At 47.0% G+C, this 25,841-nt stretch carries 23 protein-coding genes and 1 riboswitch; of the genes, 18 read left to right on the forward strand and 5 right to left on the reverse strand.

Annotation, left to right across the window (positions count from 1 at the left end; all coding sequences use genetic code 11):
* Positions 1 to 93: 93 nt before the first annotated feature.
* Complete coding sequence (tnpB, locus tag A0126_RS02375) at positions 94 to 1,266, forward strand: IS200/IS605 family element RNA-guided endonuclease TnpB (RefSeq protein WP_088836297.1); 1,173 nt, start codon at positions 94 to 96, stop codon at positions 1,264 to 1,266.
* 278 nt (positions 1,267 to 1,544) lie between these two features.
* Positions 1,545 to 2,645: an LCP family protein gene (locus A0126_RS02380; protein ID WP_088836298.1), complete on the forward strand. Its 1,101-nt coding sequence runs from the start codon at positions 1,545 to 1,547 to the stop codon at positions 2,643 to 2,645.
* Positions 2,646 to 3,156: 511 nt separating this feature from the next.
* Here the strand turns inward: A0126_RS02380 and phnF are convergent.
* Positions 3,157 to 3,891, reverse strand: coding sequence for a phosphonate metabolism transcriptional regulator PhnF (gene phnF / locus A0126_RS02385; RefSeq protein WP_088836299.1), 735 nt, complete (start codon positions 3,889 to 3,891; stop codon positions 3,157 to 3,159).
* 127 nt (positions 3,892 to 4,018) lie between these two features.
* Here phnF and A0126_RS02390 point away from each other — a divergent pair, with 127 nt between their 5' ends.
* The 12 genes from A0126_RS02390 to lysA all read left to right on the forward strand — a co-directional run bounded on the left by A0126_RS02390 (position 4,019) and on the right by lysA (position 16,531).
* Positions 4,019 to 5,167, forward strand: a complete 1,149-nt coding sequence (locus tag A0126_RS02390) for an alanine--tRNA ligase-related protein (protein ID WP_088836300.1) — start codon at positions 4,019 to 4,021, stop codon at positions 5,165 to 5,167.
* A complete protein-coding gene (locus A0126_RS02395) occupies positions 5,164 to 5,592 on the forward strand; it encodes a GNAT family N-acetyltransferase (protein WP_088836301.1) in 429 nt (142 codons plus the stop codon). Before A0126_RS02390 ends, A0126_RS02395 begins: the two co-directional genes overlap by 4 nt.
* 121 nt (positions 5,593 to 5,713) lie before the next feature.
* Entirely contained in the window at positions 5,714 to 6,919 is a 1,206-nt protein-coding gene (locus A0126_RS02400) for an argininosuccinate synthase (RefSeq protein ID WP_088836302.1), read from the forward strand.
* Complete coding sequence (gene argH / locus A0126_RS02405; RefSeq protein WP_088836303.1) at positions 6,916 to 8,286, forward strand: argininosuccinate lyase; 1,371 nt, start codon at positions 6,916 to 6,918, stop codon at positions 8,284 to 8,286. The genes A0126_RS02400 and argH overlap by 4 nt, the downstream gene beginning before the upstream one ends.
* A gap of 71 nt (positions 8,287 to 8,357) precedes the next feature.
* A riboswitch (Lysine riboswitch) is annotated at positions 8,358 to 8,536 on the forward strand.
* Positions 8,537 to 8,648: 112 nt separating this feature from the next.
* The gene (locus A0126_RS02410) at positions 8,649 to 9,848 is read left to right on the forward strand and encodes an aspartate kinase (protein ID WP_029332620.1); all 1,200 of its coding nucleotides are present in this window, start codon (positions 8,649 to 8,651) and stop codon (positions 9,846 to 9,848) included.
* Between the two features lie 12 nt (positions 9,849 to 9,860).
* Positions 9,861 to 10,853 (forward strand): aspartate-semialdehyde dehydrogenase, encoded by a 993-nt coding sequence (locus tag A0126_RS02415; RefSeq protein ID WP_088836304.1) that lies wholly within the window; start codon positions 9,861 to 9,863, stop codon positions 10,851 to 10,853.
* A 22-nt stretch (positions 10,854 to 10,875) separates the two neighbouring features.
* On the forward strand, positions 10,876 to 11,757 hold the full coding sequence (gene dapA / locus A0126_RS02420) for a 4-hydroxy-tetrahydrodipicolinate synthase (RefSeq protein WP_088836305.1): 882 nt from the start codon (positions 10,876 to 10,878) through the stop codon (positions 11,755 to 11,757).
* Positions 11,754 to 12,500, forward strand: coding sequence for a 4-hydroxy-tetrahydrodipicolinate reductase (dapB, locus tag A0126_RS02425; protein WP_088836306.1), 747 nt, complete (start codon positions 11,754 to 11,756; stop codon positions 12,498 to 12,500). The genes dapA and dapB overlap by 4 nt, the downstream gene beginning before the upstream one ends.
* Positions 12,487 to 13,194: a 2,3,4,5-tetrahydropyridine-2,6-dicarboxylate N-acetyltransferase gene (gene dapD / locus A0126_RS02430; RefSeq protein WP_088836307.1), complete on the forward strand. Its 708-nt coding sequence runs from the start codon at positions 12,487 to 12,489 to the stop codon at positions 13,192 to 13,194. The genes dapB and dapD overlap by 14 nt, the downstream gene beginning before the upstream one ends.
* 25 nt (positions 13,195 to 13,219) lie before the next feature.
* Complete coding sequence (locus tag A0126_RS02435; protein WP_029332625.1) at positions 13,220 to 14,152, forward strand: branched-chain amino acid transaminase; 933 nt, start codon at positions 13,220 to 13,222, stop codon at positions 14,150 to 14,152.
* On the forward strand, positions 14,149 to 15,207 hold the full coding sequence (gene alr, locus A0126_RS02440) for an alanine racemase (RefSeq protein WP_088836308.1): 1,059 nt from the start codon (positions 14,149 to 14,151) through the stop codon (positions 15,205 to 15,207). Before A0126_RS02435 ends, alr begins: the two co-directional genes overlap by 4 nt.
* 13 nt (positions 15,208 to 15,220) lie before the next feature.
* Entirely contained in the window at positions 15,221 to 16,531 is a 1,311-nt protein-coding gene (gene lysA / locus A0126_RS02445) for a diaminopimelate decarboxylase (RefSeq protein WP_088836309.1), read from the forward strand.
* 121 nt (positions 16,532 to 16,652) lie between these two features.
* On the opposite strand, the gene A0126_RS02450 is transcribed toward lysA, so the two are convergent.
* Positions 16,653 to 17,852, reverse strand: coding sequence for a LysM peptidoglycan-binding domain-containing protein (locus A0126_RS02450; RefSeq protein WP_088836310.1), 1,200 nt, complete (start codon positions 17,850 to 17,852; stop codon positions 16,653 to 16,655).
* A gap of 191 nt (positions 17,853 to 18,043) precedes the next feature.
* On the opposite strand from A0126_RS02450, the gene A0126_RS02455 reads away from it, so the two are divergent.
* Positions 18,044 to 19,171 carry an ABC transporter ATP-binding protein gene (locus tag A0126_RS02455; RefSeq protein ID WP_088836311.1) on the forward strand — a complete coding sequence of 376 codons (1,128 nt, stop codon included), beginning with the start codon at positions 18,044 to 18,046 and terminating at the stop codon, positions 19,169 to 19,171.
* Positions 19,168 to 20,751, forward strand: a complete 1,584-nt coding sequence (locus A0126_RS02460; protein WP_088836312.1) for an ABC transporter permease/substrate-binding protein — start codon at positions 19,168 to 19,170, stop codon at positions 20,749 to 20,751. The genes A0126_RS02455 and A0126_RS02460 overlap by 4 nt, the downstream gene beginning before the upstream one ends.
* 132 nt (positions 20,752 to 20,883) lie before the next feature.
* On the opposite strand, the gene A0126_RS02465 is transcribed toward A0126_RS02460, so the two are convergent.
* Positions 20,884 to 21,081 (reverse strand): hypothetical protein, encoded by a 198-nt coding sequence (locus tag A0126_RS02465; RefSeq protein WP_088836313.1) that lies wholly within the window; start codon positions 21,079 to 21,081, stop codon positions 20,884 to 20,886.
* A 108-nt stretch (positions 21,082 to 21,189) separates the two neighbouring features.
* A complete protein-coding gene (locus A0126_RS02470) occupies positions 21,190 to 21,729 on the reverse strand; it encodes a gamma carbonic anhydrase family protein (RefSeq protein WP_088836314.1) in 540 nt (179 codons plus the stop codon).
* Between the two features lie 127 nt (positions 21,730 to 21,856).
* Here A0126_RS02470 and ade point away from each other — a divergent pair, with 127 nt between their 5' ends.
* Together ade and A0126_RS02480 are read left to right on the forward strand one after the other, a co-directional pair.
* Entirely contained in the window at positions 21,857 to 23,593 is a 1,737-nt protein-coding gene (gene ade, locus A0126_RS02475; protein ID WP_088836315.1) for an adenine deaminase, read from the forward strand.
* 248 nt (positions 23,594 to 23,841) lie between these two features.
* Complete coding sequence (locus A0126_RS02480) at positions 23,842 to 24,099, forward strand: hypothetical protein (RefSeq protein ID WP_088836316.1); 258 nt, start codon at positions 23,842 to 23,844, stop codon at positions 24,097 to 24,099.
* 98 nt (positions 24,100 to 24,197) lie between these two features.
* Here A0126_RS02480 and A0126_RS02485 read toward each other — a convergent pair whose 3' ends face one another.
* Positions 24,198 to 25,832: a peptide ABC transporter substrate-binding protein gene (locus tag A0126_RS02485; RefSeq protein ID WP_088836317.1), complete on the reverse strand. Its 1,635-nt coding sequence runs from the start codon at positions 25,830 to 25,832 to the stop codon at positions 24,198 to 24,200.
* Positions 25,833 to 25,841: the final 9 nt, after the last annotated feature.

Genomic DNA, 25,841 nt, shown 5'->3' on the forward strand with positions numbered 1-25,841 from the left:
ACTTCTAAACGATCAGGGTGAAGCCCTAGTGAAAGTGGGAGATGAATCGCCACCCTCTCTTTCAGTTATATCCGTTGTAAGGAGGTGAACATCATGCCGACACACAAGGCCTACACATTCAGAATCTATCCGACAAAAGAGCAGGAAATCCTGATCGCGAAGACGATCGGTTGTTCGCGCTTCGTCTTCAACCATTTCTTAGCGAAGTGGGATGAGACGTATAAAGCGACAGGTAAAGGACTGTCCTTCGGGTCTTGTTCGAAAGAACTCCCGTCGTTGAAGCAGGCGTTCGACTGGCTGAAGGAAGTCGATAGCACGTCTGTGCAGACGAGCGTCAAACATCTTGCTGATGCCTTTGACCGCTTCTTCAAGAAACAGAACGAACGTCCTCGCTTCAAGTCGAAGAGCAATCCCGTTCAATCGTACAAGACGAACATTCAAGGCAAGTCTCAACTTCCAGAAGTCTCGATCGTTGGCGCCAAAATCAAAATTCCAAAGCTGAAGTGGGTGCGTTTCGCTAACTCGAGGCAGGTCGTCGGACGCATCTTGAACGCGACCATCCGGCGTAACGCTTCAGGAAAATACTTCGTCTCCCTGCTCGTCGAGCAGGAGAGCAACGAAATGCCGAAGACGGGCTCATCCGTCGGCGTCGATGTCGGGTTGAAGCACTTCGCCATCCTGTCGGACGGCACGGTGTACAAGAATGACCGTTACTTCCGTTCGCTTGAGAAAAAGCTGGCGCGCGAGCAACGCAAGCTTTCTCGTCGTCAACGGTTGGCCTTGGACAAGAAAGGAAAACTTTCCGAGGCGAAGAACTATCAGAAGCAGAAGCGGAAGGTCGCCCGCATCTACGAGAAGATCGCCAACAAGCGAACCGATTTCCTGCACAAGGTATCGACCGAAATCGTCAAAAACCACGACGTCATCGGCATCGAGACTTTGCAAGTGAAGAACATGCAGAAGAATCGCAAGTTGAGCAAGTTCATCTCCGAGGTCAGTTGGTCGGAGTTCTTCCGCATGCTCGGATACAAGGCGGAATGGTACGGGAAAACCATCGTGAAAGTCGGCAAGACCTTCGCCTCCAGTCAACTGTGCTCCAGTTGCGGACATCAACACAAAGACGTGAAGCATCTTGGCTTGCGTGAATGGACATGCCCGAGTTGCGGGATTCATCACGACCGGGATGTGAACGCAGGATTGAACCTCAAACAAGAAGCAGAGCGCCTCTTAGCTTCTTCAACCGTCGGGACGACGGGGTTAGCCTGATCAGGTTTCGACCGTTAGGTCGGATCACTCAGGAATCCTCCACCTCTAAGTGAAGCGTAGGTGGAGGTAGTTCAAAAAATGATTGACTACAGGAGGTACGTGATTCCGCTATGCGGTTTCCCGGACATCTTTTTTCGCTAGGAGATACGATGTCTTTAATGCATGCTGTTGCAAGCGTCATAGTTTAATCGAATCGTAAATTGACATTTCAGTAAATGTAGGGATAATGGAGATTAGCGCACTTTACAGAAAATTTACGTGAAAATGAGGGCTTGAACATGCAAACGAGATCAGCAAGAAAGAGGCAACCGAGCGCTGGTAAGATGTTCATAAAAGTGGTAGCAGCACTTTTATTACTTCTAACAGTGATTGGTTCTGGTTATGCTGGAGCGGTTTTTATAAAAACACAAGAAACTTTAGCAAAAACACAGATTACAATCCCCGGCTCAAAAGTGAGTTCGAAATATGATGATGTCCCGTCCGAATCCTTCTTGATTTTAGGAACCGATGAAACAAAAGCAAGTAAAGATCGGAATGAACCGGCACGTTCTGACGTCATGATTGTCGGTATCTTGAATAAAGAGTCGGAGCAACTCGTTTTAACGAGTATTCCGCGTGATTCACTCGTCAACATCGACTACTCGAACTATGATGTACCTTATGGAAAAACAGGGGTCGAACAAGATAAGATTACCCACGCGCATTATTTTGGTTCGATGGATCAATCGAACTCATACAACGGGATTAAGTTAGCGCGTGAGACAACGGAGAATCTTCTCGGGATTCAAATTGATCATGTCGTCAAAGTAAATTTCCAAGGATTCGTTCAATTGATCGATGCATTAAACGGTGTCGATCTTGACGTCCGTTATGCATTTAAAGAACAAGATTCTGCACGTAAGGCAGATACGATTACCGTGGAAAAAGGGATGCAGCACCTGACGGGAGAACAAGCACTCGCTTATGTTCGTAACCGACATGATGATCCACTCGGTGACATCGGTCGTGGACAAAAGCAAATGCAAGTCATCCAAGCCGTTGCAAAAGAAGCCGCAAGCTTCCGCTCACTCGGTGCATACCGTGATATTTTGAACGCAGTCGGAGATAATGTTGAGACAAACTTAGGTCCAAATGACTACACGCGCCTCGCGGACTACACGACAGCTTTACAAAATACGACGGAATACCAGCTTGCTGGAGAAGGCTATATCGGAATCAGTGGGAAATGGGAGTACCATCTGGATCCGAATCAATTAGAACTCGTCAAAAATAATTTAGCGCAAGCCATGCAGGGGCAAGAAGTTGCGCCGATTAAAGAGGAAACAGAGTTACCGGCGGAAACGGACCAAACGACAGAAACCGATTCGACGATTCAATAAGTGTAAGTTTGATTCTCGATAACGATTTAAAAGACCCTGCCGGCTTTTGCGGCAGGGTCTTTTAAACTGTAGGCAAACTCTTATGAAACGTAAAAATGTGATATCGAGAAGCAACAGTTCGCGCTTCCCTGTCTCGCCTCGTCTTCAAAGCGGCAATCTTCCGCGCCGCTACAGCAAAGCTGCAGGGTCGCGACCGATTGCTTTTCGCGGTTCTAAGCGATTCGAGACGAATCGCGGCGCTCTAAACCGTCTTCATGCCCGGCCTTCCGTCACGCTATTACCTAAAAAGCGTCATGTTTCGTTGACTCCTACGGGAAAAAGTGCGTTTTTAACGCACTTTCAGAGGCAGGCAAGACCCTGCTCGTTGGCCGTGAGGGCCAAGGAGTAACGGCTTGCGCCTCGCCCGAGGAAAGCAACGAAAAAAGACACTTTTATTTTCAGATATCACTTTGTCTACACGCTGAAAGACCCTGCCGGCTTTTGCGGCAGGGTCTTTTTGTGATATTAAACATTAGCGGCGGCGTTCCATTTCAACAGTAAACGTATAGCGATCGCCCCGATAAGCAGAAATGACATACTCGAACGGTTGATCCGTCGCGAGGAAAGTCAATTGTTCAACCGACAAGACGGGCGCAGCTGTCGTCAGTCCGAGATGTTGCGCTTCTTCTTTTGTCGCGAGGCGTGATTCGAACGTCTGGCTTGCACGACCGAGGTTGAGTCCGCTTGCTTCAGCAAAAGCATAGAGTGACGCCGTCGCAACATCCTGATTCAATCCAGGTAACAACTGTTCCGGAATATAGACGGTCTCGAGCGCAAGCGCTTGTTCATCAGCGATCCGGAGTCGCTTCAATTCATACACGGTCGCGCCTTCACGAATTCCGAGTTTATTGGCAATCGTCATTTCGGCAGCAATCATCTGATACGACAACAATTCGCTTGCAGGTTCGAGCCCTAAATGTTCCATTTCTTCCGAAAAGCTTGTCAGTCCAGATAATTGCATGACGATTTTTTTATTCGCAACGAATGTGCCGCGTCCTTTTTGACGAATCAAATAGCCGGCGTTGACAAGATTCGTGATGGCTTGGCGGACGGTCATCCGGCTAATTTGATGGGCTTCAGCAAATTCGCGTTCAGAAGGAATTAAATCGCCGGGTTGCAACACCCCGCCTTCGATTTGTTGTTTTAATGCAGCTTCAATTTGATAGTAGATGGGGAGTGGTGAATTTTTATTGATGTGCTGAATCACGGCATTTCGTCCCTTCGCGGTCGATAGTCTTTCATCTAGTGTACTAGGAAATGGACAAGTCGACAAACGATACTAGGCGAAATATGGCATAATAGCAAATGAATAGATTGAGAAAGGTGGGGTAGACATGCGACTGGAGCAAATTTATCCTGCGGTCCGAAAGTTCGTGACACGCGTGACGGATGTTAAAGAAGAACACGGATACTGGGTTGCTTTAGAAGAAAGTTATTTTTATCCGGAGAGTGGCGGACAGCCGGCGGATCGAGGGACATTAAACGATTTGAAGGTTCGTGACGTTCAACTTAAAGCCGGTATCGTGTGGCATCAAGTTGATCAAAAAATCGAAGGTACTGTTACGGGCGTCATCGATGACGCCGTCCGGACGGATCATGCGGCACAACATACGGCGCAACACGTAATCTCAGCGATTTTGCAGGACGAGTTCAATATCAAGACATTAAGTTTTCGGACGGGCTCTGAAGAATCGACACTAGATATTGAAGCAGGTGAATGGAATGATGCCTTGCAAGCGCGTCTTGAAAAAAGATTGCGCCACGTCATTACATCGGCGTTACCGATTACGGCGAACGAGTACGACGAGGCGGCGGCACTCGCACTGCCTTTACGTAAAACACCCCAAGTGACAGGAAAGATTCGTGTCGTCCAAATCGGTGAACTGGACTATAGCGCCTGTGGAGGAACACACCTCGAATCGACAGCTGATTTAGAATTGATTATCTTGACAGGGCAGGAGCGGGTTCGGGGGAATATTCGACTGATGTACGTCGCGAAAGGGCGCGCATTTGAGTTGTTAACGAAGGAAAGACGTGCCTTGCGTGAAACCGCTCAATTGTTATCGGCTAAAAAAGAGCAGCTGCCGCAAGCCGTCGAAGAATTAAAACAAGATGTCGTTCGCTTGAATCGGATGATTGAAACAGTTCAAGCCGCACATGTCCGTACGGAACTCAATAAACTACTGGCGTCGACGGAGGATTGGATTTTCGTAAACCATGCTGACGAGGCATTGCCATTCTCTGAAAGACTAGTCAAAGCGATTGCGGAAGCAGGACGTCTCGGACTCATTTGGAACGAATCAGCTAAAAAATTATTGATGCAAGGATCAAGTCCGGTCCACCTTGGGAAATTTGCCAAAGTCCATTTGAAGACGTTCAATGGACGTGGTGGTGGTAGCGAGCACGTCGCACAGGCGATGTTCAACACGCATGAGGATGCAGTTGCTTACATAGAACGATTGAAGGAGGAACAAGTAACATGACAGTGATTCAAGTAAAAACAGCAGAGCAGCACCAAGCAGTCCGAATGATTCGCGAACGGGTCTTCGTCGAAGAACAAGGGGTTCCTCGTAATCTTGAATATGATACCCATGACGAAACAGCGATTCACTTGCTTGTCCTTGACGAACAAAATCGCCCTGTCGCGACAGGACGGACACGTCCCTACGACGATCAACGGATGAAGGTCGAACGTGTTGCGACGCTAGCTGCGACACGTGGGAAAGGCTACGGCGGTGAGCTGATGCGAGCAATGGAACGCGTGGCGAGACGAGAGGGTCGGAGCATCTTGACGCTTGGTGCTCAAGTTCAAGCGATTCCTTTTTATCAAGGCTTAGGATACAACATCATGTCCGACGAATTTGATGATGCCGGCATCCCACACCGAACGATGGAAAAGAAAGTTTAATTGAGAAATTTTAAAGAAATCCTGTAAAAAGGGTTTCTTTTTTTGAAAGTCTATGTATATATATAATTAATAATGAATTTTTATACAGACAGATGAATTCGAAATCAGGGAGGAATTAATAATGACGAAACAAAAATTAATTTTAGCGTATTCTGGGGGACTTGATACATCGGTGGCAATCAAATGGTTGAGTAAGGATTATGATGTCGTCGCTTTATGTATGGACGTCGGCGAAGGAAAAGATTTGACTGTCATCAAAGAAAAAGCGTTGCTCGTCGGAGCCGTCGAATCGATTGTTCTTGATGTCAAAGAAGAATTCGCAAATGAATTCGTCTTACCAGCACTTCAATACGGTGCCCACTACGAAGGTGCGTATCCACTGATTTCGGCACTGTCTCGCCCGCTGATTGCTGAAAAGCTCGTCGAAGTTGCGCATCAACATGGCGCAACGGCCGTTGCACATGGTTGTACGGGAAAAGGAAATGACCAAGTCCGGTTTGAAGTTTCGGTCGCAGCACTCGATCCTTCACTGGAAGTCATCGCCCCTGTACGGGAATGGAAATGGTCACGTGAAGAGGAAATCGCTTATGCAAAAGACAACAATGTCCCGATTCCAATCAATCTCGACAGCCCATATTCAATCGATATGAACCTTTGGGGACGGAGTAACGAATGTGGTGTCCTTGAAAACCCTTGGACAGAACCGCCGCAAGATGCTTATGCACTGACGGTCGCACCGGAAGAAGCACCGGATCAAGCAGAAGAAGTCATTATCGGTTTTGAAGCGGGTGTTCCGACTTCAATCAACGGAACAGTCTACCCACTGGCGAAGTTGATTACAGAACTCAACATCATCGCCGGAGCACATGGTGTCGGACGGATTGACCACGTCGAGAACCGTCTCGTCGGAATCAAATCGCGGGAAGTGTATGAATGCCCGGGAGCAACGGTCTTGCTAAAAGCCCATGCCGCACTCGAGACCATCACATTGACGAAAGACGTCGCTCACTTCAAACCGATTTTAAGTCAACAATATGCAGAAACAATCTACAACGGTTTGTTCCACGCACCGTTAACGAAAGGTCTGAAAGCATTCTTAAAAGCGACGCAACAAGACGTCACGGGCGAAGTACGGGTCAAACTCTACAAAGGGAATGCGACGGTCACAGGACGTCAGTCACCGGTGTCACTTTATGACGAGAAGCTTGCGACGTATACGAAAGAAGATGCGTTCGATCATGAAGCAGCGAAAGGATTCATTAAATTGCACGGTCTTGCGATTGCGACACACGCAAGTGTTCATCGGCAGGAAGGCGTGACAAAATGACGAAACTTTGGGGCGGACGGTTTACAGAAGGGGCTTCCGCTCAGGCTGAAGCGTTTGGGGCATCGATTTCATTCGACCAAAAGCTTGCGGCAGTTGATTTAGAAGGAAGTCTCGCCCATGCCAATATGTTGTATCAACAAGGTATCCTAGAAGAGACGGAATGGGAAAAAATCGAAGCGGGTCTCAAGACGTTACAAGCTTCGATTGGAACACATGTCTATTCGCTTGCTGACGAAGACATCCACATGAATCTCGAACGGTTGCTGACGGAACAAATCGGACCGGTCGCAGGGAAGTTGCATACAGCGAGAAGTCGGAATGACCAGGTTGCGACGGATTTACATTTATGGATGGAACAACATGTGGTTGATTTAATCGAAAGCCTCCGCAACTTGCAGACGGTGATTACGGAACAGGCGGATGTACACATCGAAACCGTCATGCCGGGGTATACCCACTTACAGCGGGCACAACCGATTTCACTTGCACACCATCTACTCGCGTATTTTTGGATGTTCGACCGTGACGTAGATCGTCTGACAGATAATTTGAAACGGATTCGGATTTCGCCGCTCGGTGCTGGGGCACTCGCCGGGACGACATTCCCGATTGACCGTTTCAAGTCAGCGGAACTGCTCGGATTTGAGCACGTCTATCCGAACAGCCTCGATGCTGTATCGGACCGTGACTTCGTCATTGAATATCTCGGGATTGCTTCGACGGTCATGATGCACCTCTCACGCTTTTGTGAAGAAATCATCATCTGGGCGTCGCAAGAATTTTCATTCATCGAATTGTCAGATGCATTTTCAACGGGTTCGAGCATGATGCCACAAAAGAAAAACCCGGACTTCGCTGAATTGATTCGCGGAAAAACAGGGCGTGTCTATGGAAACCTGATGGGGTTCCTGACGACGATGAAAGCATTACCGCTCGCTTACAATAAAGACATGCAAGAAGATAAAGAAGGTGTCTTCGATACGGCAGATACCGTTTTACAATCCGTTCAAATCTTTACGGGAATGCTCGAATCAGCAACGTTTAAGACAGAAGCGCTCAAGAAGGCGACAATGCAAGACTTCTCGAATGCGACGGAACTAGCAGATTATCTCGTCACAAAAGGTGTTCCTTTCCGGGAAGCGCATGAAATCGTCGGAAAAGCGGTCCTCCATTGTGTTCAGACGAATTGTTTCTTAAAAGATTTAACGCTTGAAACGTATCAAACGTTCCACTCCGTCATCGCGGAAGATGTTTATCCGCTCCTCGACCCGGTGCAAGCAGTGGCAAGAAGAGGAAGTTACGGCGGGACAGGTTTTGCTGCTGTTTCTGTACAACTCGATCAAGCGAAGAAAAAACTCACGGATTAACGGAAAAATGAAAAAATTTTAGCAAATGACTGGATTTAACAAAAAATGTTTGCTATAACTGTAACTAACAACCGACAGATAGAGGCGCGGATGACATCAGTAACATCATTTATTGAAGCGAGCATGCTGAGTGATGTGAAAGGGGAAATCCGCCGAAGTGAATGAGAAAGATGCTTCTTCTCATTTGCTGGTACAACGGTTAAGATCCGTTGTACTGCCGAAACCGATGTTTCGGAGCGCTATCTTACGTAAAAGAACGAAAGACTTTGTCTTCGTTTGTCCGATCGTGATAACGACGGGCCGTAGGAACGCTCCTACCGGCCCGTCGTTTTTTTCTGTTTCGGGACAAAGGAGATAGGATTGTGACAACTGTACTTAAATTTGGTGGTAGCTCGGTCGCGACTGTCGAACAGATTCAGTCAATTGCGAATTATTTAAAAAATCGGACAGAACAAGGTGAAAAATTAGTGGTCGTCGTCTCTGCGATGGGGAAGATGACAGACTCGCTCATCGCACAAGCGCAAGCAATCACGGATCGTCCTGAACGACGTGAACTCGATCGATTGCTCGCAATCGGCGAAGAACAAACGATTTCGTTACTCAGCATCGCCTTAAATTCCGTCGGAGTAAAAGCCTTATCACAAACAGGTGCGCAGGCAGGAATCAGCACGATGGGGGTTCATACGAAAAGTAAGATTAAACAAATTGACGGGGACTTGTTACGAAAGAAACTCGAAACCTATGATGTCGTCATCGTCGCCGGATTCCAAGGTGTCAACGAGCTTGGGGATGTTACAACACTCGGTCGTGGTGGGTCAGACACAACGGCTGTCGCCTTAGCGGCCGTCCTTGATAAGCGCTGTGAAATCTATACGGATGTCGACGGTGTCTATACGGCGGATCCGCGGATTCATCAAGCGGCACAGCCGATTCCACAAATTTCATATGATGAAATGATGGAAATGAGTGCACTGGGGTCGAAGGTAATGGAGATGCGCAGCGTCGAACTCGGGAAAAAATACGGCGTGCATATCTTTGTTGGGAAAACACTTGAATCGGAAAGAGGGACTTGGATCATGGAGGCAACAGAAACGATGGAACAAAAAGCAGTCACGAGCGTCAGTGTAACGAAAAATGTTTTGACGGTTTCAATCAAACACGTTCCACAAACCAATTCAGCAGTCGCCGACATTTTTGAATTGTTATCGAATCGCCATGTCAATATCGACATGATCAGTCAAACGACCTTTGATAGTGACGTGTTCCTCTCGTTCTCTTGTCCACTCGATGAAGAAGAGTTTCTCGAAGAGGCACTGAAAGATATCATCGATCGTTTTCCGACCGTTAAAGTCGATCGTCATAACGAGCATGCCAAGTTATCGGTCGTCGGAATCGGAATGCGTGACGCAACGGGCGTCGCATCAAAATTATTTGCGACGTTCCGTGCCGAGAACATCACGTTTTATCAAGTCACGACATCAGAAATCAGTATCTCGTATACAATCGCACAAGCAGATATCGAACGAACGGTCGCGGCGATTGCGAACGCGTTTAGCCTGTAAGGAGGAATGAACATGTACCACGTAGCAGTCATCGGTGCGACAGGCGCCGTCGGACAAAAGATGTTACAAGTCTTGAAGGAACTCGATTTTCCAGTCGGTCAACTGTCGGCGTATGCTTCAGAACGATCAGCAGGAAAAGTCGTTTCGTTTAATGGAACGGACGTGACGATTACAGCTTTATCGGAAGACATCATCCATCACGGGATCGACGTCGCATTATTCGCAGCCGGTGGAGCAATCAGTGAACAGTATGCCCCCTTGCTGGCAGAACACGGAACACTTGTCGTCGATAATTCAAGTGCTTTCCGGATGCAAGAGACGATTCCGCTCGTCGTACCAGAAGTCAATCCGGAAGCGGTCAGCAGCACCGACCGACTGATCGCTAATCCGAACTGCTCGACGATTCAATCCGTCGTTGCCCTGGCACCACTCAAACACTTAGGTTTTGAACGAATCACGTATACGACGTATCAAGCAGTCTCCGGTTCCGGTCAAAAAGGAATTGAGGACTTGGCGCGAGGCAGCCGCGGTGAAGAACCGGTCAACTATCCGCACCCGATCCATGATAATATCTTGCCGCATATCGATGTCTTCTTAGAAGACGGGTACACGAAAGAAGAGCAAAAAATGATTGACGAGACACGGAAGATTTTTAACCAACCGAACTTACCGGTCAGTGCGACGTGTGTCCGTGTTCCCGTCACAAATTCGCATTCGGTTGCAATCAACGTGACGTTTTCAAACGAGACGACGGTCGAAGCGATTCGCACAGCACTTGCTGACGCGCCAGGCGTCGTACTGGTTGATGATGTTTCGCGAAATCAGTACCCGATGCCGCTTGATGCAAGCGGGACGGACGAAGTGTACGTCGGGCGGATTCGTCAAGATCAAACGCTCGCGAACACATTCCATCTGTGGTGTGTCGCGGATAACATTCGAAAAGGCGCGGCGTCAAATGCAGTCCAGGTCGCGCGTCATGCTTTAGAAAACGGCATCCATTCTTAATCATACTAAGGAGGAATTTAACATGTTCAAAGGAGCAGGAACAGCACTAGCGACACCGTTCAATTCAGCAGGTGAACTCGACTTAGTCGTTTTTGAACAGTTGATTGAACAGCAACTTGCAGCCAATATCCAAGCGCTCGTCGTCGCCGGGACGACAGGTGAAGGATCGACGCTTTCGAGCGAAGAGTTCGAAACGTTACTTGAGACAGCAGTCCGTGTCACGGCAGGTCGTGTTCCGGTCATTGCCGGTACGGGAACGAACAATACGGCACAGACGATTGAAAAAACGAAAACGGCTCAGCGGCTCGGAGCGGATGCAGCGATGCTCGTGACACCGTATTACAATAAAACGTCACAAGCCGGTTTGATTGCTCACTTTACCGCAGTCGCGGATGCTGTCGAATTACCCATCATGTTATACAACGTACCTTCACGGACGGGTGTCGCGATTGCAGTTGAGACAGCTGTAACACTCGCGGAGCATCCGAACATTCAAGCATTCAAAGAAGCGAGCGGGGATGTCAGTTTCATGGGTGAATTGATGACGGCACTCCCCGAAGGTTTTGCAGTCTTCTGTGGCAACGACGATCAAATCCTGCCGTACATGGCATGGGGAGCACAAGGTGTCATCTCGGTCCTGTCGAACCCGTACCCGGCAGAAACACAAGCGCTTGCTGAAGCCGTGCTCGCAAACGACTTAGTGACGGCACGACGCATTCAAAGTGATTTAATGCCTGTCATCGCAGCCATCTTTAGTGACGTCAACCCGATTCCTGTTAAAGCAGCACTCGAAGAAGTCGGGTTTGCAGTCGGTGCACCACGCTTGCCGCTCGTTCGCCAATCCGAAGCCGGGCATGCACACTTACTCGAGACGATGCGTGCTTATAAAGGAGTGGTTCGATGAAGCTTGCCATTCATGGATATGGTGCGACAGGGCATTATGTCGAGGAATTGGCACCCGCTGAAGTTGTCGCCGTTATCGATCAGACGAAGTCAGCGGAGAAAATTCCTTCGTATCAAACGGTGTCCGAGCTAACAGAAGAAGTCGATGCCATCATCGATTTCTCTCACCCGAGCTTGTTGCCGGATTTACTGGCGTATGGCCTCAAAACGAAAACACCGCTCGTCATCGCGACGACCGGATTTTCGGAAGCGGAGTTACAAACGATAAAAGACGCTTCGACTGAAATTCCAATTTTTCAGTCGTACAACATGTCGTTCGGGATCGCGATGATGCAGCAATTGTTACAGGTGCTCGTACCACTCGCCAGTTCGTTCGATATCGAACTATTAGAAAAGCACCACAATCAAAAGGTCGATGCACCAAGCGGGACGGCAGAACTCTTATTGCGGACGATTCAAGAACTCCGTGACGTCCAGCCGGTCTATGAACGTGAATCGACACGGGAAAAACGCCAAGCGTCTGAGATCGGCATGCACTCGATGCGTGGTGGAACAATTTTCGGTGAACATGAAGTGTTGTTCGCCGGGGTCGATGAATTGATTGAAATCAAGCACACGGCATTATCAAAAAAAGTATTTGCTTCAGGTGCGATTAAAGCAGCCGAAGCACTCATTCAAAAATCGGCGGGACTCTACACGTTAGAGACGCTCTACTCACAGGAGGATTCACATGTTACTAACTGATGCTTACGAAATTGCGAAATTCATTAAAGATGCTAAAAAACAGACACCGGTCAAACTTTACGTCAATGGCGATTTAGCGGGCTTGACGATTGAAGGGGCGACAGCTTTCGGATCGGATGAATCAAAAATTTTCTTTGCAGATGCAGGACTTGCTGCGACTTTCTTAGAAAAGTATTCAGACCGAATCACGGACGTCCACGTCGAATACGATCGTCGGAACAGTGCTGTACCGATGCTTGACACACGTCACTTGAATGCGCGAATCGAACCGGGTTCGTGGATTCGGGATCATGTCGTCATCGGCGATAACGCCGTCATCATGATGGGTGCAATCATCAATATCGGTGCATCGATCGGAGATGGTACAATGATTGATATGAACGCCGTCGTCGGAGCACGTGGCACGATTGGGAAAAACGTTCATGTCGGCGCAGGTGCCGTGGTCGCAGGTGTCCTTGAGCCACCTTCAAAAACACCGGTCATCATCGAAGATGGTGTCTTGATCGGAGCGAACGCCGTCATCTTGGAAGGCGTCCGTGTCGGAAAAGATGCAGTCGTTGCAGCAGGCAGTGTCGTCACAGAAGACGTCCCTGCAGGTAGCGTCGTTGCTGGAACACCAGCACGCGTCATCAAACAGAAAGACGAAAAAACAGCAGAGAAGACGCAACTAGTGGATGATTTACGTTCACTCTGATTGACGTCGAAGAGGAGGAAAACACATGGCAGTGGATACACAGTATGGTGAAGCGATTTGGTTAGACGGGATTTTTCATGATCCAAAAGAAGCGAATACGAGCGTCATGTCACACGCGATTCATTACGGAAGTGGTTTTTTCGAAGGGATTCGTGCTTACGCGACGCCTGACGGTCCGGCAATTTTTCAATTGACGGAACACATCGAACGTCTCTTCCGGAGTTGCGCGTTCTATCACGTCACGATTCCATATACAGTGGAAGAACTTGTCCAGGCAACGATTGATCTCGTTGCGAAAAATGGCTTTGAGTCTTGTTACATCCGTCCATTCGTTTTCCTCGGTACACCGTGGCAAGCCTTGATGGCAAAAGATACGACGGTTCACGTCGGCATCTCATGTTGGGAACTTGGTGAATACTTCGATAAAGGTGTCGGCATTCGTGCGAAAGTCGCCTCTTACCGTCGGGTATCGTCAACGATGATGCCGATGCAAGCGAAAGCCGCTGCGAACTATATGAACTCACAACTCTTAAAAGGCGAAGCCCTTCGTGATGGATTTGACGAAGCAATCGCACTCGATATGAACGGTAATGTCAGTGAGGCAAGTGTCGCGAACTTATTCATGTTGAAAAACGGGACAATCTACACGCCGTCACTAGACTGTTCTGTCCTTGACGGCATCACGCGTCAAGTCATCATGCGCCTCGCGCAAGATCAAGGGTACCCGGTCGTCGAACGTCATATCGGGCGTGACGAGCTGTATGTCGCAGACGAGATTTTCTTAACAGGGACAGCGGCAGAAATCACGAGTGTTGGTGAAATCGACCATATTACAATCAACGGCGGAACACGGGCTGTCGCGGATGAATTACTCGAGCTTTACCGACAAACGGTCTCAGGACAACTCCCGCAATATGCAGACTGGTTGACACACGTCACACCAGCGGTAGCTGAATGAATACACGTACACGCGTAACAATCGATCGGGAAGCGGTGCGACAAAATGTCGCATCGGTCTTCGCTCGATCGCAAAAACAGATTTTCGCCGTGGTGAAGAATAATGCCTATAACTTAGGTATGCTTGAAATGGTCGGGACATTGATGGAAGCGGGCGTGCATCATTTCGCTGTCGCTGAAGTTTATGAGGCAATTGAAATTAAAACGAATTTTCCAGACAGTTATGTCTTAGCGATGAATCCAGCGACTCAGTTCGAGGCGGCTCGAGACTATGGCATCGCGCTTGGAATCCCGTCGGTAGATTGGTTGAAGCGGTATCAAGCAGACCTTTCGAACATCGAACTCCATTTAAAGGTCAATGTCGGGATGAACCGTTTTGGTGTCAGTTCACTTGAAGAAGCGCAAGCAGTCCTTGAAGTAGTGCAGGAGCAACAGCTCTGTTTGACAGGGCTATATACACATTTTCCGCTCGCAGACGAGCCGGGAGCGGACCATGATGGACAAGTCGAGCGTTTCTTAGCGATTGCGAACGTCGTCCAGACACAACATGAATTTACGTACATGCATGCTGAAAATAGTGCGACGATCGTCAAACATGACGAGCGCCTCGCCTTTTGTAACTATGTTCGTCCCGGTATCTTTTTGTTCGGTTATTCACCGATTGAAAAGATGGACTGGTTAGTCCCTACATTACGGATGACGACAGAAGTCGTTGAAATCCGTGAAGTTGGGGCGGACGAACACGTCGGATACGGTACGTCTTACACGACGGATCAACCGCTTCGTGTCGCCGTCTTACCGGTCGGTTATGGTGATGGTGTCGTCCGAGGGCGGTCCGCTTTACCTGTATTGATTCACGGGAAACCGTATTCAATCATTAGTAAATTATTCATGAGCCATACGTTCGTTGCCGTTGATTCGACAGTCGAAGTCGGGGATGAAGTCGTCTTGTACGGGGACGGAATTGAAATCGACGACATCACACGGACGGGAACGGCAAATAATTCGGAACAGATGTGTGCACGCTCATGGCGATTGGCACACCGTTATCTATAAGGAGGAACTATTTATGTACGGAAGCTCGTATTTGACGGAACAAGACAACACGCTTCAAATCGATGGTGTCGCAGCAACAGATTTAGCAGCACAATATGGAACACCCCTTTACGTGATGGCAGAGCGTGAACTGACAGACCGTTTAGCGACCGTACGAGATGGTTTCTTAACGAAATATCCGAATACGTATGCTTCCTTTGCTTCAAAAGCGTTGACGATTGGTGCCGTCTATCAGCAAGTCGTACGTCACGGACTCGGAATCGATGTCGTGACGGGGGGCGAGCTTTACATCGCGCGTCAAGCGGGCGTACCGGCAGAACGGATCTATTTCCACGGCTCGAACAAATCGACGCAGGATTTACGGTATGCCGTCGAAGAAGGCGTCGGAAAAATCGTCATCGACCATTACGGTGAGATTGCACAGCTCGAACAAATTGCAGCAGATGCTTGTCAGACGGTAAACGTATTGATTCGAATCGTCCCCCAGGTCATCGGTGGGGCACATACTAAAATTCAGACGGGCGGCGTTGATACGAAATTTGGATTCTCGACCCATGATGAATCGTATCTTGAAGCCGTTCGGGCAATCTTAGCGTCGGAACATCTTGTCCTGCTCGGTATTCATTGTCACGTTGGATCACAAATCCAAGATCTTTCGTTGTTCGAGCGGACGGCGCGGACGATGATGGGGTTTGTCGAAACGATTCGTCAAGAAACGGAATTCACGGCGAGCGAAGTCAACGTCGGCGGTGGATTCGGGATTGCGTATACGAAAGACGATGTCCCGCTTGATTTTGAACAGACGATGGAGCATGTCATGGCAATCATCGAGGAAGAGTCGACACGACTTGGAATCGAACGTCCACGGATTGGGATTGAACCAGGGCGGTGGGTTGTCGCGAATGCCGGGACGACACTCTATACGGTCGGGGCGATTAAAGAAGTCCAAGGGGTTCGGACGTATCTGTCTGTTGATGGCGGCATGGCAGACAATATCCGTCCTGCGCTGTACGGTGCAGTCTACGAAACAGTCATCGCCAATCGGGTGACAGGAACGCTGCGCGAAGTGACGGTCGTTGGTGCTGCTTGCGAATCCGGCGATTTAGTCGCAGAAAAAGCGCAATTGGCGGAACCGGCTAGCGGGGATACGCTGGCGGTCTTCGGGACGGGCGCCTATAATTTCTCGATGGCGAGCAACTACAATCAATTTTTACGTCCGGCAGTCGTCTTCGTCAATCAAGGGGAAGCGCGGGAAGTCGTCCGACGCCAAACATATGCGGATCTCGTTACGTGTGATCTCGGTCTAGAAAACGTACGATCTTAATAAACAGCAAGCCTTCCCCGTCGACCGAAACGAGGAAGGCTTGCTGTTTTAAATTTCAGGAAACAGGTTTATCTGCCGAAAGATGGTGTTTCGAAACGTTTTGAGGGAACATCAAGTCAAATTATTTGGATGGGATGACCAATACTTGTCCGATTGAAATCAAGCTGACATTCGTAATCTTATTCGCTGCTGCGAGCGAGCTGACTGTCACATTGTACTTACGGGCAATCGCATAAAGCGTATCTCCACTTTTGACGGTATAAGAAGTCGTTGTTGGGGGAGGTGTTGTTGACGTACCGGGAATTTTCAACACTTGACCAACAGAAATCAAATTGAGGTTAGTGATGTTGTTTGCTGAAGCGAGTGCACTGACGGAAACGTCGTACTTCCGAGCGATAGAATAGAGTGTATCCCCGCTTTTGACGGTATAAGAAGTCGTTGAGGTTGGGGGAGGTGTCGTCGACGTACCGGGAATCGTCAAGATTTGTCCGACAGAAATCAGGTTAAAGTTGGTGATGTTATTTGCTTTAGCTAAAGCGCTGACAGAAATGTTATAGAGGTTTGCGATTTTATAGAGCGTATCGCCAGACTTGACGGTATACGTTTTACTACCTGAAGTCGGGAGTTGCAGTAATTCAGAAACCGTAACGAACGTATACCCTTTAGCTTTCAGTTGCGTAATCATTGAAGGAAGGGCGGTTGGGGTTCCGGATGCACCGGCACCCGTATGCATTAAGACAATCGATCCCGGAACGATGTTCGGAATGACGCGGTTCAAGATTGCGGTAGAACTGATTCCTTTCCAGTCCGTCGTATCGATGTTCCATTGAATCGTTTTCGTGTAACCTGCATTACCGACGGCTGCTAAAACAGCACTGTTGCTTGCACCAAATGGAGCCCGGAAAATTGGTTTTGTTGTCTGTCCCGTTAATGAGTTAAGCAGACTTTCCGTCCGTGTCAATTCACTTGTCATCTGACTTGCAGACAAAGTCGTAAAATCGGGGTGACTGTAGGAGTGATTTCCAATTTGATGCGTCGGTGTTGCACTCGCGATATTTTTGATCGACTGTGGGTGATTCGCGGCACCGGCACCGGTCAGGAAGAAGGTTGCTTTGACATTGTTACTTTTTAAGATACTGAGAATTTTACCGATGTTTGTACCATCCGCCCCGTCATCGAACGTCAATGCCACCACTTTGTTCGTTGTCGAACCTTTCGTGACGAATGTTGAGCTAGCTGCTTCGACTGGTAGCTGATAACTGGACAATGGAATGAACATCAGTAACAAAACAACAAGTAACCGAAGCCATTTTTTACCCATCATGATTTCCTCCTTTTCAGTCCGCTGACACTTCCGCAAACGCTTTACTTATCATTACCCTTTTTTAACAAAAAAACAGAACAATTCCCGTTTATTTCGAGATTTAAACAAAAAAACGAAAAATATTGTTTGAATTCAAAAAAAATAGGGAAAACATAATATATGGAAATAGTAAAAGGAGTGAAATATGGATGATCGAATTTAAAAATGTCGGGAAGCAATTTAAGGACAATGTTGTCTTAAAAGGCTTAACGCTAGAAATCAAAGCGGGTGAACTCGTTGTATTCATCGGTCCGAGTGGCTGTGGAAAAACAACATCGCTCAAGATGATCAACCGTTTGATTGAGCCCTCTTCAGGAACGATTTTAGTGAATGGGAAGGACATCATGAAGACGGATACGATTGAACTGAGACGCCATATGGGCTACGTCATTCAACAAACCGGTCTATTCCCACACATGACCGTTCGTGAAAATATTCAATTGATTGCCGGTCTTGAAGGAAAAGATCACGATCAAATGGATCAACGGACAGAAGAACTTCTCCAAATGGTCGGCCTCGACCCGAAACAATTCATTGACCGTTACCCAAGCGAACTCAGTGGTGGACAACAACAACGTGTCGGTTTTGCCCGTGCATTGATGAATGATCCAGATGTTATTTTAATGGACGAACCGTTTAGTGCGCTCGACCCCGTTACCCGCAACGACCTCCAAGAAGAATTATTTAATCTCCAAGAAGAAGTAAAGAAAACTATCGTATTCGTCACCCATGATATGGATGAAGCGATCAAGCTAGCCGATCGGATATGTATCATGCGTGATGGGGAAATTGTTCAATTTGATACACCCGAAGAAATTTTACGACATCCAAAAGATGAATATGTTGAATCATTCATTGGAAAAAATAAAATTTGGAGTAGTCCGGCGTTCATTAAAGCAGAAGATATCATGATTGAAGATCCCGTCTCAATCAGTGGTAAGCGGACGTTGCTGCAAGGGATAGAAATCATGCGTGGACGAAAAGTGGATAGCCTGCTGATTACAGATCGTGATCGTACATTACAGGGAATCGTTAAATTGAAAAACATCCAAACGGTTTCAGATAAGAGTCAACGAATTGAAGAAATCATGGAAGGTGAACTTGTTGCCGTCGATGAACAGGATTCACTGCTTGATGTATTAGAAGTAATGAACCATGAAGAAACAGGTTATTTACCTGTAACGAACAAAGCCGGTCAATTACGCGGCTTGATTACACGAAGTAGCTTGCTTTCCGTCTTGAGTGAGCAGTTCATTCAGGAGGAGGAAGTGCAATGAGTGGATTTTTTGACTATGTAAAAAATAACACTGATCAAATCTGGAACTTATTACTTGAACACTTACAGCTGACCGTATTTGCGGTCGTCATCGCAGTTATCTTAGGGATTCCGCTCGGTATTTTAATTACGCGTTATCAACGGTTCGCTAAACCAGTCCTCGCCTTGACGAGTGTCGTTCAGGCGGTTCCGAGTCTCGCGTTACTTGGTTTCTTGATTCCGTTCATCGGGATTGGCTCGACACCGGCGATTATCATGGTCGTCTTGTATTCATTACTCCCGATTGTCAAAAATACGTACACAGGTTTATCAAGCATTCCGGGAGATATGTTGGAAGCTGCAAAAGGGATTGGACTGACCGAACGACAAGTTTTAGGAAAGGTTCAAATTCCGCTTGCCTTACCGATCATGATGGCCGGAATTCGGATTTCTGCCGTGACAGCGGTTGGATTGATGACGATTTCTGCGTTCATCGGTGCCGGTGGACTTGGTTATCTTGTCTTCTCCGGTATTCAAACCGTTGATAACAATCAGATTTTAGCCGGTGCGATTCCAGCAGGTATTTTAGCGCTTGCGATTGACTTCATCGTCAGCCGGATTGAATATTCGGTCGCACCAAACGGAATTAAGCTGGCAGACGGACGGGTCAAAAATCGGACACGTAAACGTCGCAAAGCGATGTCGGCCGGTAAGAAAATCGCAATTGCGAGTATCGTCGTTTTATTAATTGGTGGAACGGTTGCGTATTCGTTCTTGAAGCCGGATAAAATCGTCATCGGTTCAAAGAACTTTACGGAACAATTGATTTTAGGGAACATGTTGGCTGATTTAATCGAAGATAAGACCGATTTAGAAGTCGAACGTCAATTAAACCTCGGTGGTACAAAAGTTGCCTATGGTGCGCTTGAGACTGGAGAAATTGACGCGTATGTAGACTATACGGGGACGCTTCTGATCGATGTACTCAAACAAGAAGTAGAAACGGATCCAGAAGTCGTGTATGAAAAAGTTAAAAAAATGATTCCAGCGAAAAGTCAGGTCGATGTCCTCGATCCGATTGGTTTCAATAACACGTACGCATTAGCGATGACAAAAGAAGACATCGAAAAATATGATTTGAAAACAGTCTCTGATATGGCTGCTGTCAGTAATCGTCTGATTCTTGGTTCAACAATTGAGTTCGCGAATCGTGAAGACGGATACCTTGGCTTGAAAGAGAAATATCCGGACATGAAATTCAAAGATGTCCAGCCTGTTGATGGTGGGCTTCGTTATACGGCATTGACGAATGGAAAAACGAACGTCATCGATAGTTTTTCGACAGATGGATTGTTGAAGAAATTTGATTTGACGGTCCTTGAGGATGATAAAGAATTCTTCCCACCGTATTACGCGGTCCCAATCGTTCGTCAAGAAACGTTGGATGAACATCCAGAATTAAAAGAAGTTCTCAATATGTTAAAAGATAAAATCACGGATGAGAAGATGCAAGAATTGAACTTTAAGGCTGACGTCGAAAAAGAACGACCAGAAGATGTCGCACGTGAGTTCTTGATTGAAGAAGGTATGATTAAAAAATAATAAAAAGAGAGCCGAGGCGGGAATCCGCTTCGGCTCTTTATATGCGCGCTGACGCGCTATATCGTTTTGGAAAATAAGATCATTATTTTTTGATTCGACTAGCGAGCCAAGCGCGAACGGTGTTTTGCTGAATCATACACGTTCTTCCTCTCTTGGTTGAGTTGTTCCTGAACTCAAAGATTTTTGCTCGGCATCATTAACAATACGCTGTTGGACTTCAATCGTCAACCAATCTGCTTCGTGTTCAGGTAATGTAGGAAGACCATAACTTGGATTGCTCGTCGACAAAAATAAATCAGACATCAATCGCTCTGCGAATAATGGAATCATCTCATATCCCCCTCAATCTCGATTCATGTGCTACACCTTTAGTGTACGCGCAACATGTAAACGAACGAGAGGGGAAATGTTAAAAACAGGTGAATATTGTAAGTGTTTTCACAAGGCTGTCATATCTTCAGATAAAGGTACACAATCAGCAGCGTACTGTTGTCCGCGCTTGATATATTTTTTGACAGTCCGCTCCATGATGAACCGGTCGTGATCATTGATTTCGCGAATGACTTTTGCAGGGACGCCCATGACGAGCGAATTCGGAGGGACGACCATTTTAGGTGGAACGAGGCTACCGGCAGCGACGAACGAACCGGTTCCGATTTCTGCTTCGTCTAAAATTGTGGCTGACATGCCGATTAATGCGCCTTTTCGAATGATGCCTCCGTGAATCATGGCCATATGTCCAATCGTGACATCATCTTCGATAATCGTTGAGTATTCCTCATATTGATGAATCATCGAACCATCTTGAATGTTAACCCGCTCCCCGATTGAGATGAGCCCTTCATCCCCGCGGATGACGGTGTTGAACCAGACACTTGAATCTTTCCCGATCTCGACTTCACCGATGACTTTTGCACCGTCTGCGATATATACGCTTGGATCGACCTTTGGAATTAAGTTTCCGACGCGATACTTCATGATTGCTTGTCCTCACTTTCGATTAAGAATTACCTCTTTTATCTTGAACTCCCGAAAAATAAATTGCAACTGCTTACAATCTAATTGTAAGATGGTAAAAATACCGGTCATTATAGGAGGATATAGGATGGATACTACAGTTCGAGCACGACTTATCGCGATTGCTGCGAAAAAACAGAAAGCGGCAATTGTCTATCAAGGCATTCAGGTCATTGATGTGATGACACGTGAGACCTATCAAGCGGATGTCGCAATCGATTCAGGCTACATCGCCGCCGTTGGGGACGGCTATGAAGGTGAAGAGAACATTGATGGAACGGATCAATATATCGCACCGAGTTTCATCGATGGACACGTCCATATCGAATCTTCGATGGTGACACCGAGTGAATATGAACAGGCCATCTTACCGCTCGGAGTGACGACGGTAATCGCCGATCCACACGAAATTGCTAACGTCAAGGGAGCGGACGGTCTACAGTTCATGTTAGATGACGCGGAACAGCTTCGTCTTGATGTACGGATGATGTTACCGAGCTGTGTTCCGGCGACGTCGTTCGAACACGCAGGGGCGTCGTTAAAGGCAGCCGACTTAGTACCGTTCGTCAATCATCCGGGTGTCCATGGCTTGGGAGAAGTAATGGATTACCCGGCGGTCGAACGTGCCGATGCGGACATGCTACAGAAAATCGAGCAGATTGAAGCAGCAGGAAAGCTCGTTGATGGTCATGCAGCAGGTCTTGGTGCACGTGAAGTCAATATCTACGGGGTTGCCGGCATCCGGACGGATCATGAAGCGGTTACGAAAGAAGAAGCGCTCATACGTGCACGCAGAGGTTTGTATGTCGAAGTCCGTGAAGGATCGGCAGCCCGGAATTTAAAAGAAGTACTTGATGCCGTAACGGAAAGCAATGCGAGTCGCTTCTTATTCTGTACAGACGATAAACATTTGGATGATACATTACGTGAGGGAACGATCGACTACAACGTGCGCTATGCGATCGAGCATGGGATTAAACGGGAAACGGCATATGCGATGGCATCACTCCATGCAGCAAATGCCTATGCATTACAAGATCGCGGGGCAATCGTCCCAGGACGCCGGGCGGATTACGTTCTTTTGACGGATCCTGATCGTGTAGTGATTCGTGAAGTGTTCGTAAAAGGCGAACCGGTCGCTCGGGATGGTAAAACAATCATTACGTCTCCAAAAGTAACGGTCCCACCTAATTTGCGCGGTGAATTAAAAACGAAAGAAATCACGGACACAGTGTTTGAACTGCCACTCGCGCACCCGAAAGCAAATGTTATCGGAGTTATTCCGAAAAGCATTGTTACGAACCATCTCGTGTTGGATGTGCCCGTCGTCGATGGAATGTTTGTGCAGGATACAGCGCAAGATTTATTAAAGATTGCTGTCATCGAACGCCATAACGGAACAGACTTCTCAGCAGTTGGCATTGTCCAAGGATTCGGTATGAAACGTGGAGCGATTGCCGCGACGGTCGCCCATGATTCACATAACCTCGTCATCGTCGGTACTTCAGATGCGGAGATGAAGCTTGCAGCAGAGCGTCTCGTTAAAGCGGGGGGAGGCGTCATCGCGGTCAAAGGTGAGGACGTCTTGGCAGAACTGCCACTTGAGATCGCCGGTTTGATGACGAGTCGTCCGTTCGAGGAAGTCGGAGCTACGTTAGAAAAGTTAAACGATGCACTGGATGTACTAGAAGCGGATCGTTCATTCAATCCGTATTTGACGATGTCGTTCCTTTGCTTACCCGTCATTCCGAACTTGAAATTGACGGACAGCGGACTGTTTGACGTCAAAACCTTCCAACATATTAAGACGCAGGCCCCAAAATAAAGAAACACGAATTAAAAAAGGTGAACACTCACTACGACTAGTGTTCACCTGCTTTATTGATTTCCTTCCCGCCTCAAATCCCATCATTCCTTTACATTTGTTATTGAAACTTAATATTTTCCAAGTTGAATCATTATCTGATCCTTGTTATAGTTGTTTTTATATCATCTGTGAAAAACATCACTTTTAGTGAAACTTTTTAACCCTTGATTCGTAAAATATAAAAGAAAAAAGAAAGGAAGGATCGTATGGATAAATCGTATTTTGAAGGACATCAAGAACTGATTGCTTGCGTCTATCGCTCGTTTATCGACCAATTTCATGAGTTGCCAGAGCGGCGTCGAACAAAACGTCAACTGCGAAACCTTGCGTTTTCTGTCATCCGTCAAGCAGGTCCGACCTATCAAGAGCGAACGGTGTTGTATGAATTTTTCGCCGAGTTTTTCAGAGCAGTAGAAGAGGGACAACATGAAAAAATTGAATTCTATAAACAAATCGCACAGTAAAGACCCCAGACGGCTCCGGCAGAAGGGGTCTTTGTTGTTTTACAAAATAAAAAAATCCAAAAACCCACCGGAATGGATTTTTGGATTTCATATGTTACTTACTTAACTTCCATCCATTTAAAGCTCATGTCAGCACCAAATGGGTGGCGGTATAATTTGTCGATATTAGCCCGTTGCAAGTAAGCTTCACCTTTTTGATAGATTGGAGCAATTGCATAATCTTCTGCGAGAAGCATTTTTTCAGCTTCTTGAAGATCAGACCAACGTTTTGCTTCATCTGTTTCTTTTTTCGCATCTTTAACAAGTTGATCAAACTCTTTATTCGAGTAGTTCATCCGGTTAAAGCTTCCGTCCGTTAACCACATGTCGAGGAACGTCATTGGATCCTGGTAGTCAGGGCCCCAGCCGGCAGCGGAGATGTCATAGTCACCTTTTGACTCAAGATCAAGGAAGTTTTTGAACGGTTGTTGCTTGATTTTGACCGTCAAGCCAGGCAAGTTCTTCTCGAGATCACCTTTTAAGAATTCAGATACCTTTTTGAAGGCATCCTCATCTCGTGAAAGCATATCGAGTTCAACTGTTTTAACACCTAACTCTTTTAGACCGGCCTCCCAGGCTTTTTTCGCTTCTGCAGCGTCAAAGCTTTGAAGGTCTGGGTATTTCGCACGGAAGTCTTCGCCGTCCGGTGTGAACGTGAAATCTTTTGCGACGATGAAGTTCGCAGGTTCTGATCCATCGTTCAGGATGACATCTGTGATGCCTTGCTTCTCGAAACCAAGTGCAAGGGCTTTGCGGATGTTCTCATTTTGAAGTGCTTTATTTTTCTGGTTGAAGCGTAAGAAATTGATCCGTGCGTCTGGACGTGTTTTGTAGTCTTCTGACTGTTCGTATTGTGAAACGAATTCAGAAGTGATCGGTGCGAAATCAACTTCTTTTGACTCGAATAAGTTGACGCCGGTCGAGATTTCTTTTACGACCTTCACATCGATTTTATCCATTTTGACGTTTGCTTTGTCCCAGTAATCTGGATTCTTTTTGTATGTCCATCCGGCGTTCGATTGCCAATCTGACAAGATAAAAGGTCCATTGAAGTTCATCGATTCAACATTCATCGCGAATTTGTCGCCTTTTTCTTCGACGAATGATTGCTTAAGTGGTAAGTACGTAGGGAAACTCGTCAAACCAAGGAAATACGGTGCAGGTGCTTCGAGCTGAACTTCGAGTGTTTGTTCGTCGATTTTTTTGACGCCGAGTTCGTCGAGTTCTGCTTCACCCGCCATGATTTTATTGGCGTTCTTTAAATCCTGTAAGATGTACGCATATTCAGCACCTGTTTTCGGATCAAGTGCACGTTTCCATGAGTAAATGAAATCATCCGCTGTGACCGATGAACCATCCGACCATTTTGCGTCTTTGCGTAGTTTGAAGGTATATGTTTGTTTATCATCGGATACTTCAACACTTTCAGCCATCCCAGGCGTTGGTTTATTTTCACCATCCAGACGATAAAGGCCTTCGAATACGTTGTTTGTCACGATGATTGATGTCGAGTCCGTCGTTTTCGATGGATCGAGTTGTGGGACATCCGTTGTAGAGATAAATGTCACTTCTTGTTTTTTGTTACCATCTGATGACGAGCTACCGTTCGATTCATTATCCTGACCACAAGCTGCTACTGCGAGTAGCGCCATGCTCGATAAGCCAGCAAAGGCGATTTTAGTCTGTTTCTTCATGTGAAAAAT

The sequence above is a fragment of the Exiguobacterium sp. N4-1P genome, from assembly GCF_002214325.1.

What these genes read in the sequence shown, in the direction of transcription:
- tnpB (WP_088836297.1), top strand. Translation starts at nt 94, where the DNA reads ATGCCGACACACAAGGCCTACACATTCAGAATCTATCCGACAAAAGAG.
- A0126_RS02380 (WP_088836298.1), top strand. Translation starts at nt 1,545, where the DNA reads ATGCAAACGAGATCAGCAAGAAAGAGGCAACCGAGCGCTGGTAAGATG.
- A0126_RS02390 (WP_088836300.1), top strand. Translation starts at nt 4,019, where the DNA reads ATGCGACTGGAGCAAATTTATCCTGCGGTCCGAAAGTTCGTGACACGC.
- A0126_RS02395 (WP_088836301.1), top strand. Translation starts at nt 5,164, where the DNA reads ATGACAGTGATTCAAGTAAAAACAGCAGAGCAGCACCAAGCAGTCCGA.
- A0126_RS02400 (WP_088836302.1), top strand. Translation starts at nt 5,714, where the DNA reads ATGACGAAACAAAAATTAATTTTAGCGTATTCTGGGGGACTTGATACA.
- argH (WP_088836303.1), top strand. Translation starts at nt 6,916, where the DNA reads ATGACGAAACTTTGGGGCGGACGGTTTACAGAAGGGGCTTCCGCTCAG.
- A0126_RS02415 (WP_088836304.1), top strand. Translation starts at nt 9,861, where the DNA reads ATGTACCACGTAGCAGTCATCGGTGCGACAGGCGCCGTCGGACAAAAG.
- dapA (WP_088836305.1), top strand. Translation starts at nt 10,876, where the DNA reads ATGTTCAAAGGAGCAGGAACAGCACTAGCGACACCGTTCAATTCAGCA.
- dapB (WP_088836306.1), top strand. Translation starts at nt 11,754, where the DNA reads ATGAAGCTTGCCATTCATGGATATGGTGCGACAGGGCATTATGTCGAG.
- dapD (WP_088836307.1), top strand. Translation starts at nt 12,487, where the DNA reads ATGTTACTAACTGATGCTTACGAAATTGCGAAATTCATTAAAGATGCT.
- A0126_RS02435 (WP_029332625.1), top strand. Translation starts at nt 13,220, where the DNA reads ATGGCAGTGGATACACAGTATGGTGAAGCGATTTGGTTAGACGGGATT.
- alr (WP_088836308.1), top strand. Translation starts at nt 14,149, where the DNA reads ATGAATACACGTACACGCGTAACAATCGATCGGGAAGCGGTGCGACAA.
- lysA (WP_088836309.1), top strand. Translation starts at nt 15,221, where the DNA reads ATGTACGGAAGCTCGTATTTGACGGAACAAGACAACACGCTTCAAATC.
- A0126_RS02450 (WP_088836310.1), bottom strand. Translation starts at nt 17,852, where the DNA reads ATGGGTAAAAAATGGCTTCGGTTACTTGTTGTTTTGTTACTGATGTTC.
- A0126_RS02455 (WP_088836311.1), top strand. Translation starts at nt 18,044, where the DNA reads ATGATCGAATTTAAAAATGTCGGGAAGCAATTTAAGGACAATGTTGTC.
- A0126_RS02460 (WP_088836312.1), top strand. Translation starts at nt 19,168, where the DNA reads ATGAGTGGATTTTTTGACTATGTAAAAAATAACACTGATCAAATCTGG.
- A0126_RS02465 (WP_088836313.1), bottom strand. Translation starts at nt 21,081, where the DNA reads ATGATTCCATTATTCGCAGAGCGATTGATGTCTGATTTATTTTTGTCG.
- A0126_RS02470 (WP_088836314.1), bottom strand. Translation starts at nt 21,729, where the DNA reads ATGAAGTATCGCGTCGGAAACTTAATTCCAAAGGTCGATCCAAGCGTA.
- ade (WP_088836315.1), top strand. Translation starts at nt 21,857, where the DNA reads ATGGATACTACAGTTCGAGCACGACTTATCGCGATTGCTGCGAAAAAA.
- A0126_RS02480 (WP_088836316.1), top strand. Translation starts at nt 23,842, where the DNA reads ATGGATAAATCGTATTTTGAAGGACATCAAGAACTGATTGCTTGCGTC.
- A0126_RS02485 (WP_088836317.1), bottom strand. Translation starts at nt 25,832, where the DNA reads ATGAAGAAACAGACTAAAATCGCCTTTGCTGGCTTATCGAGCATGGCG.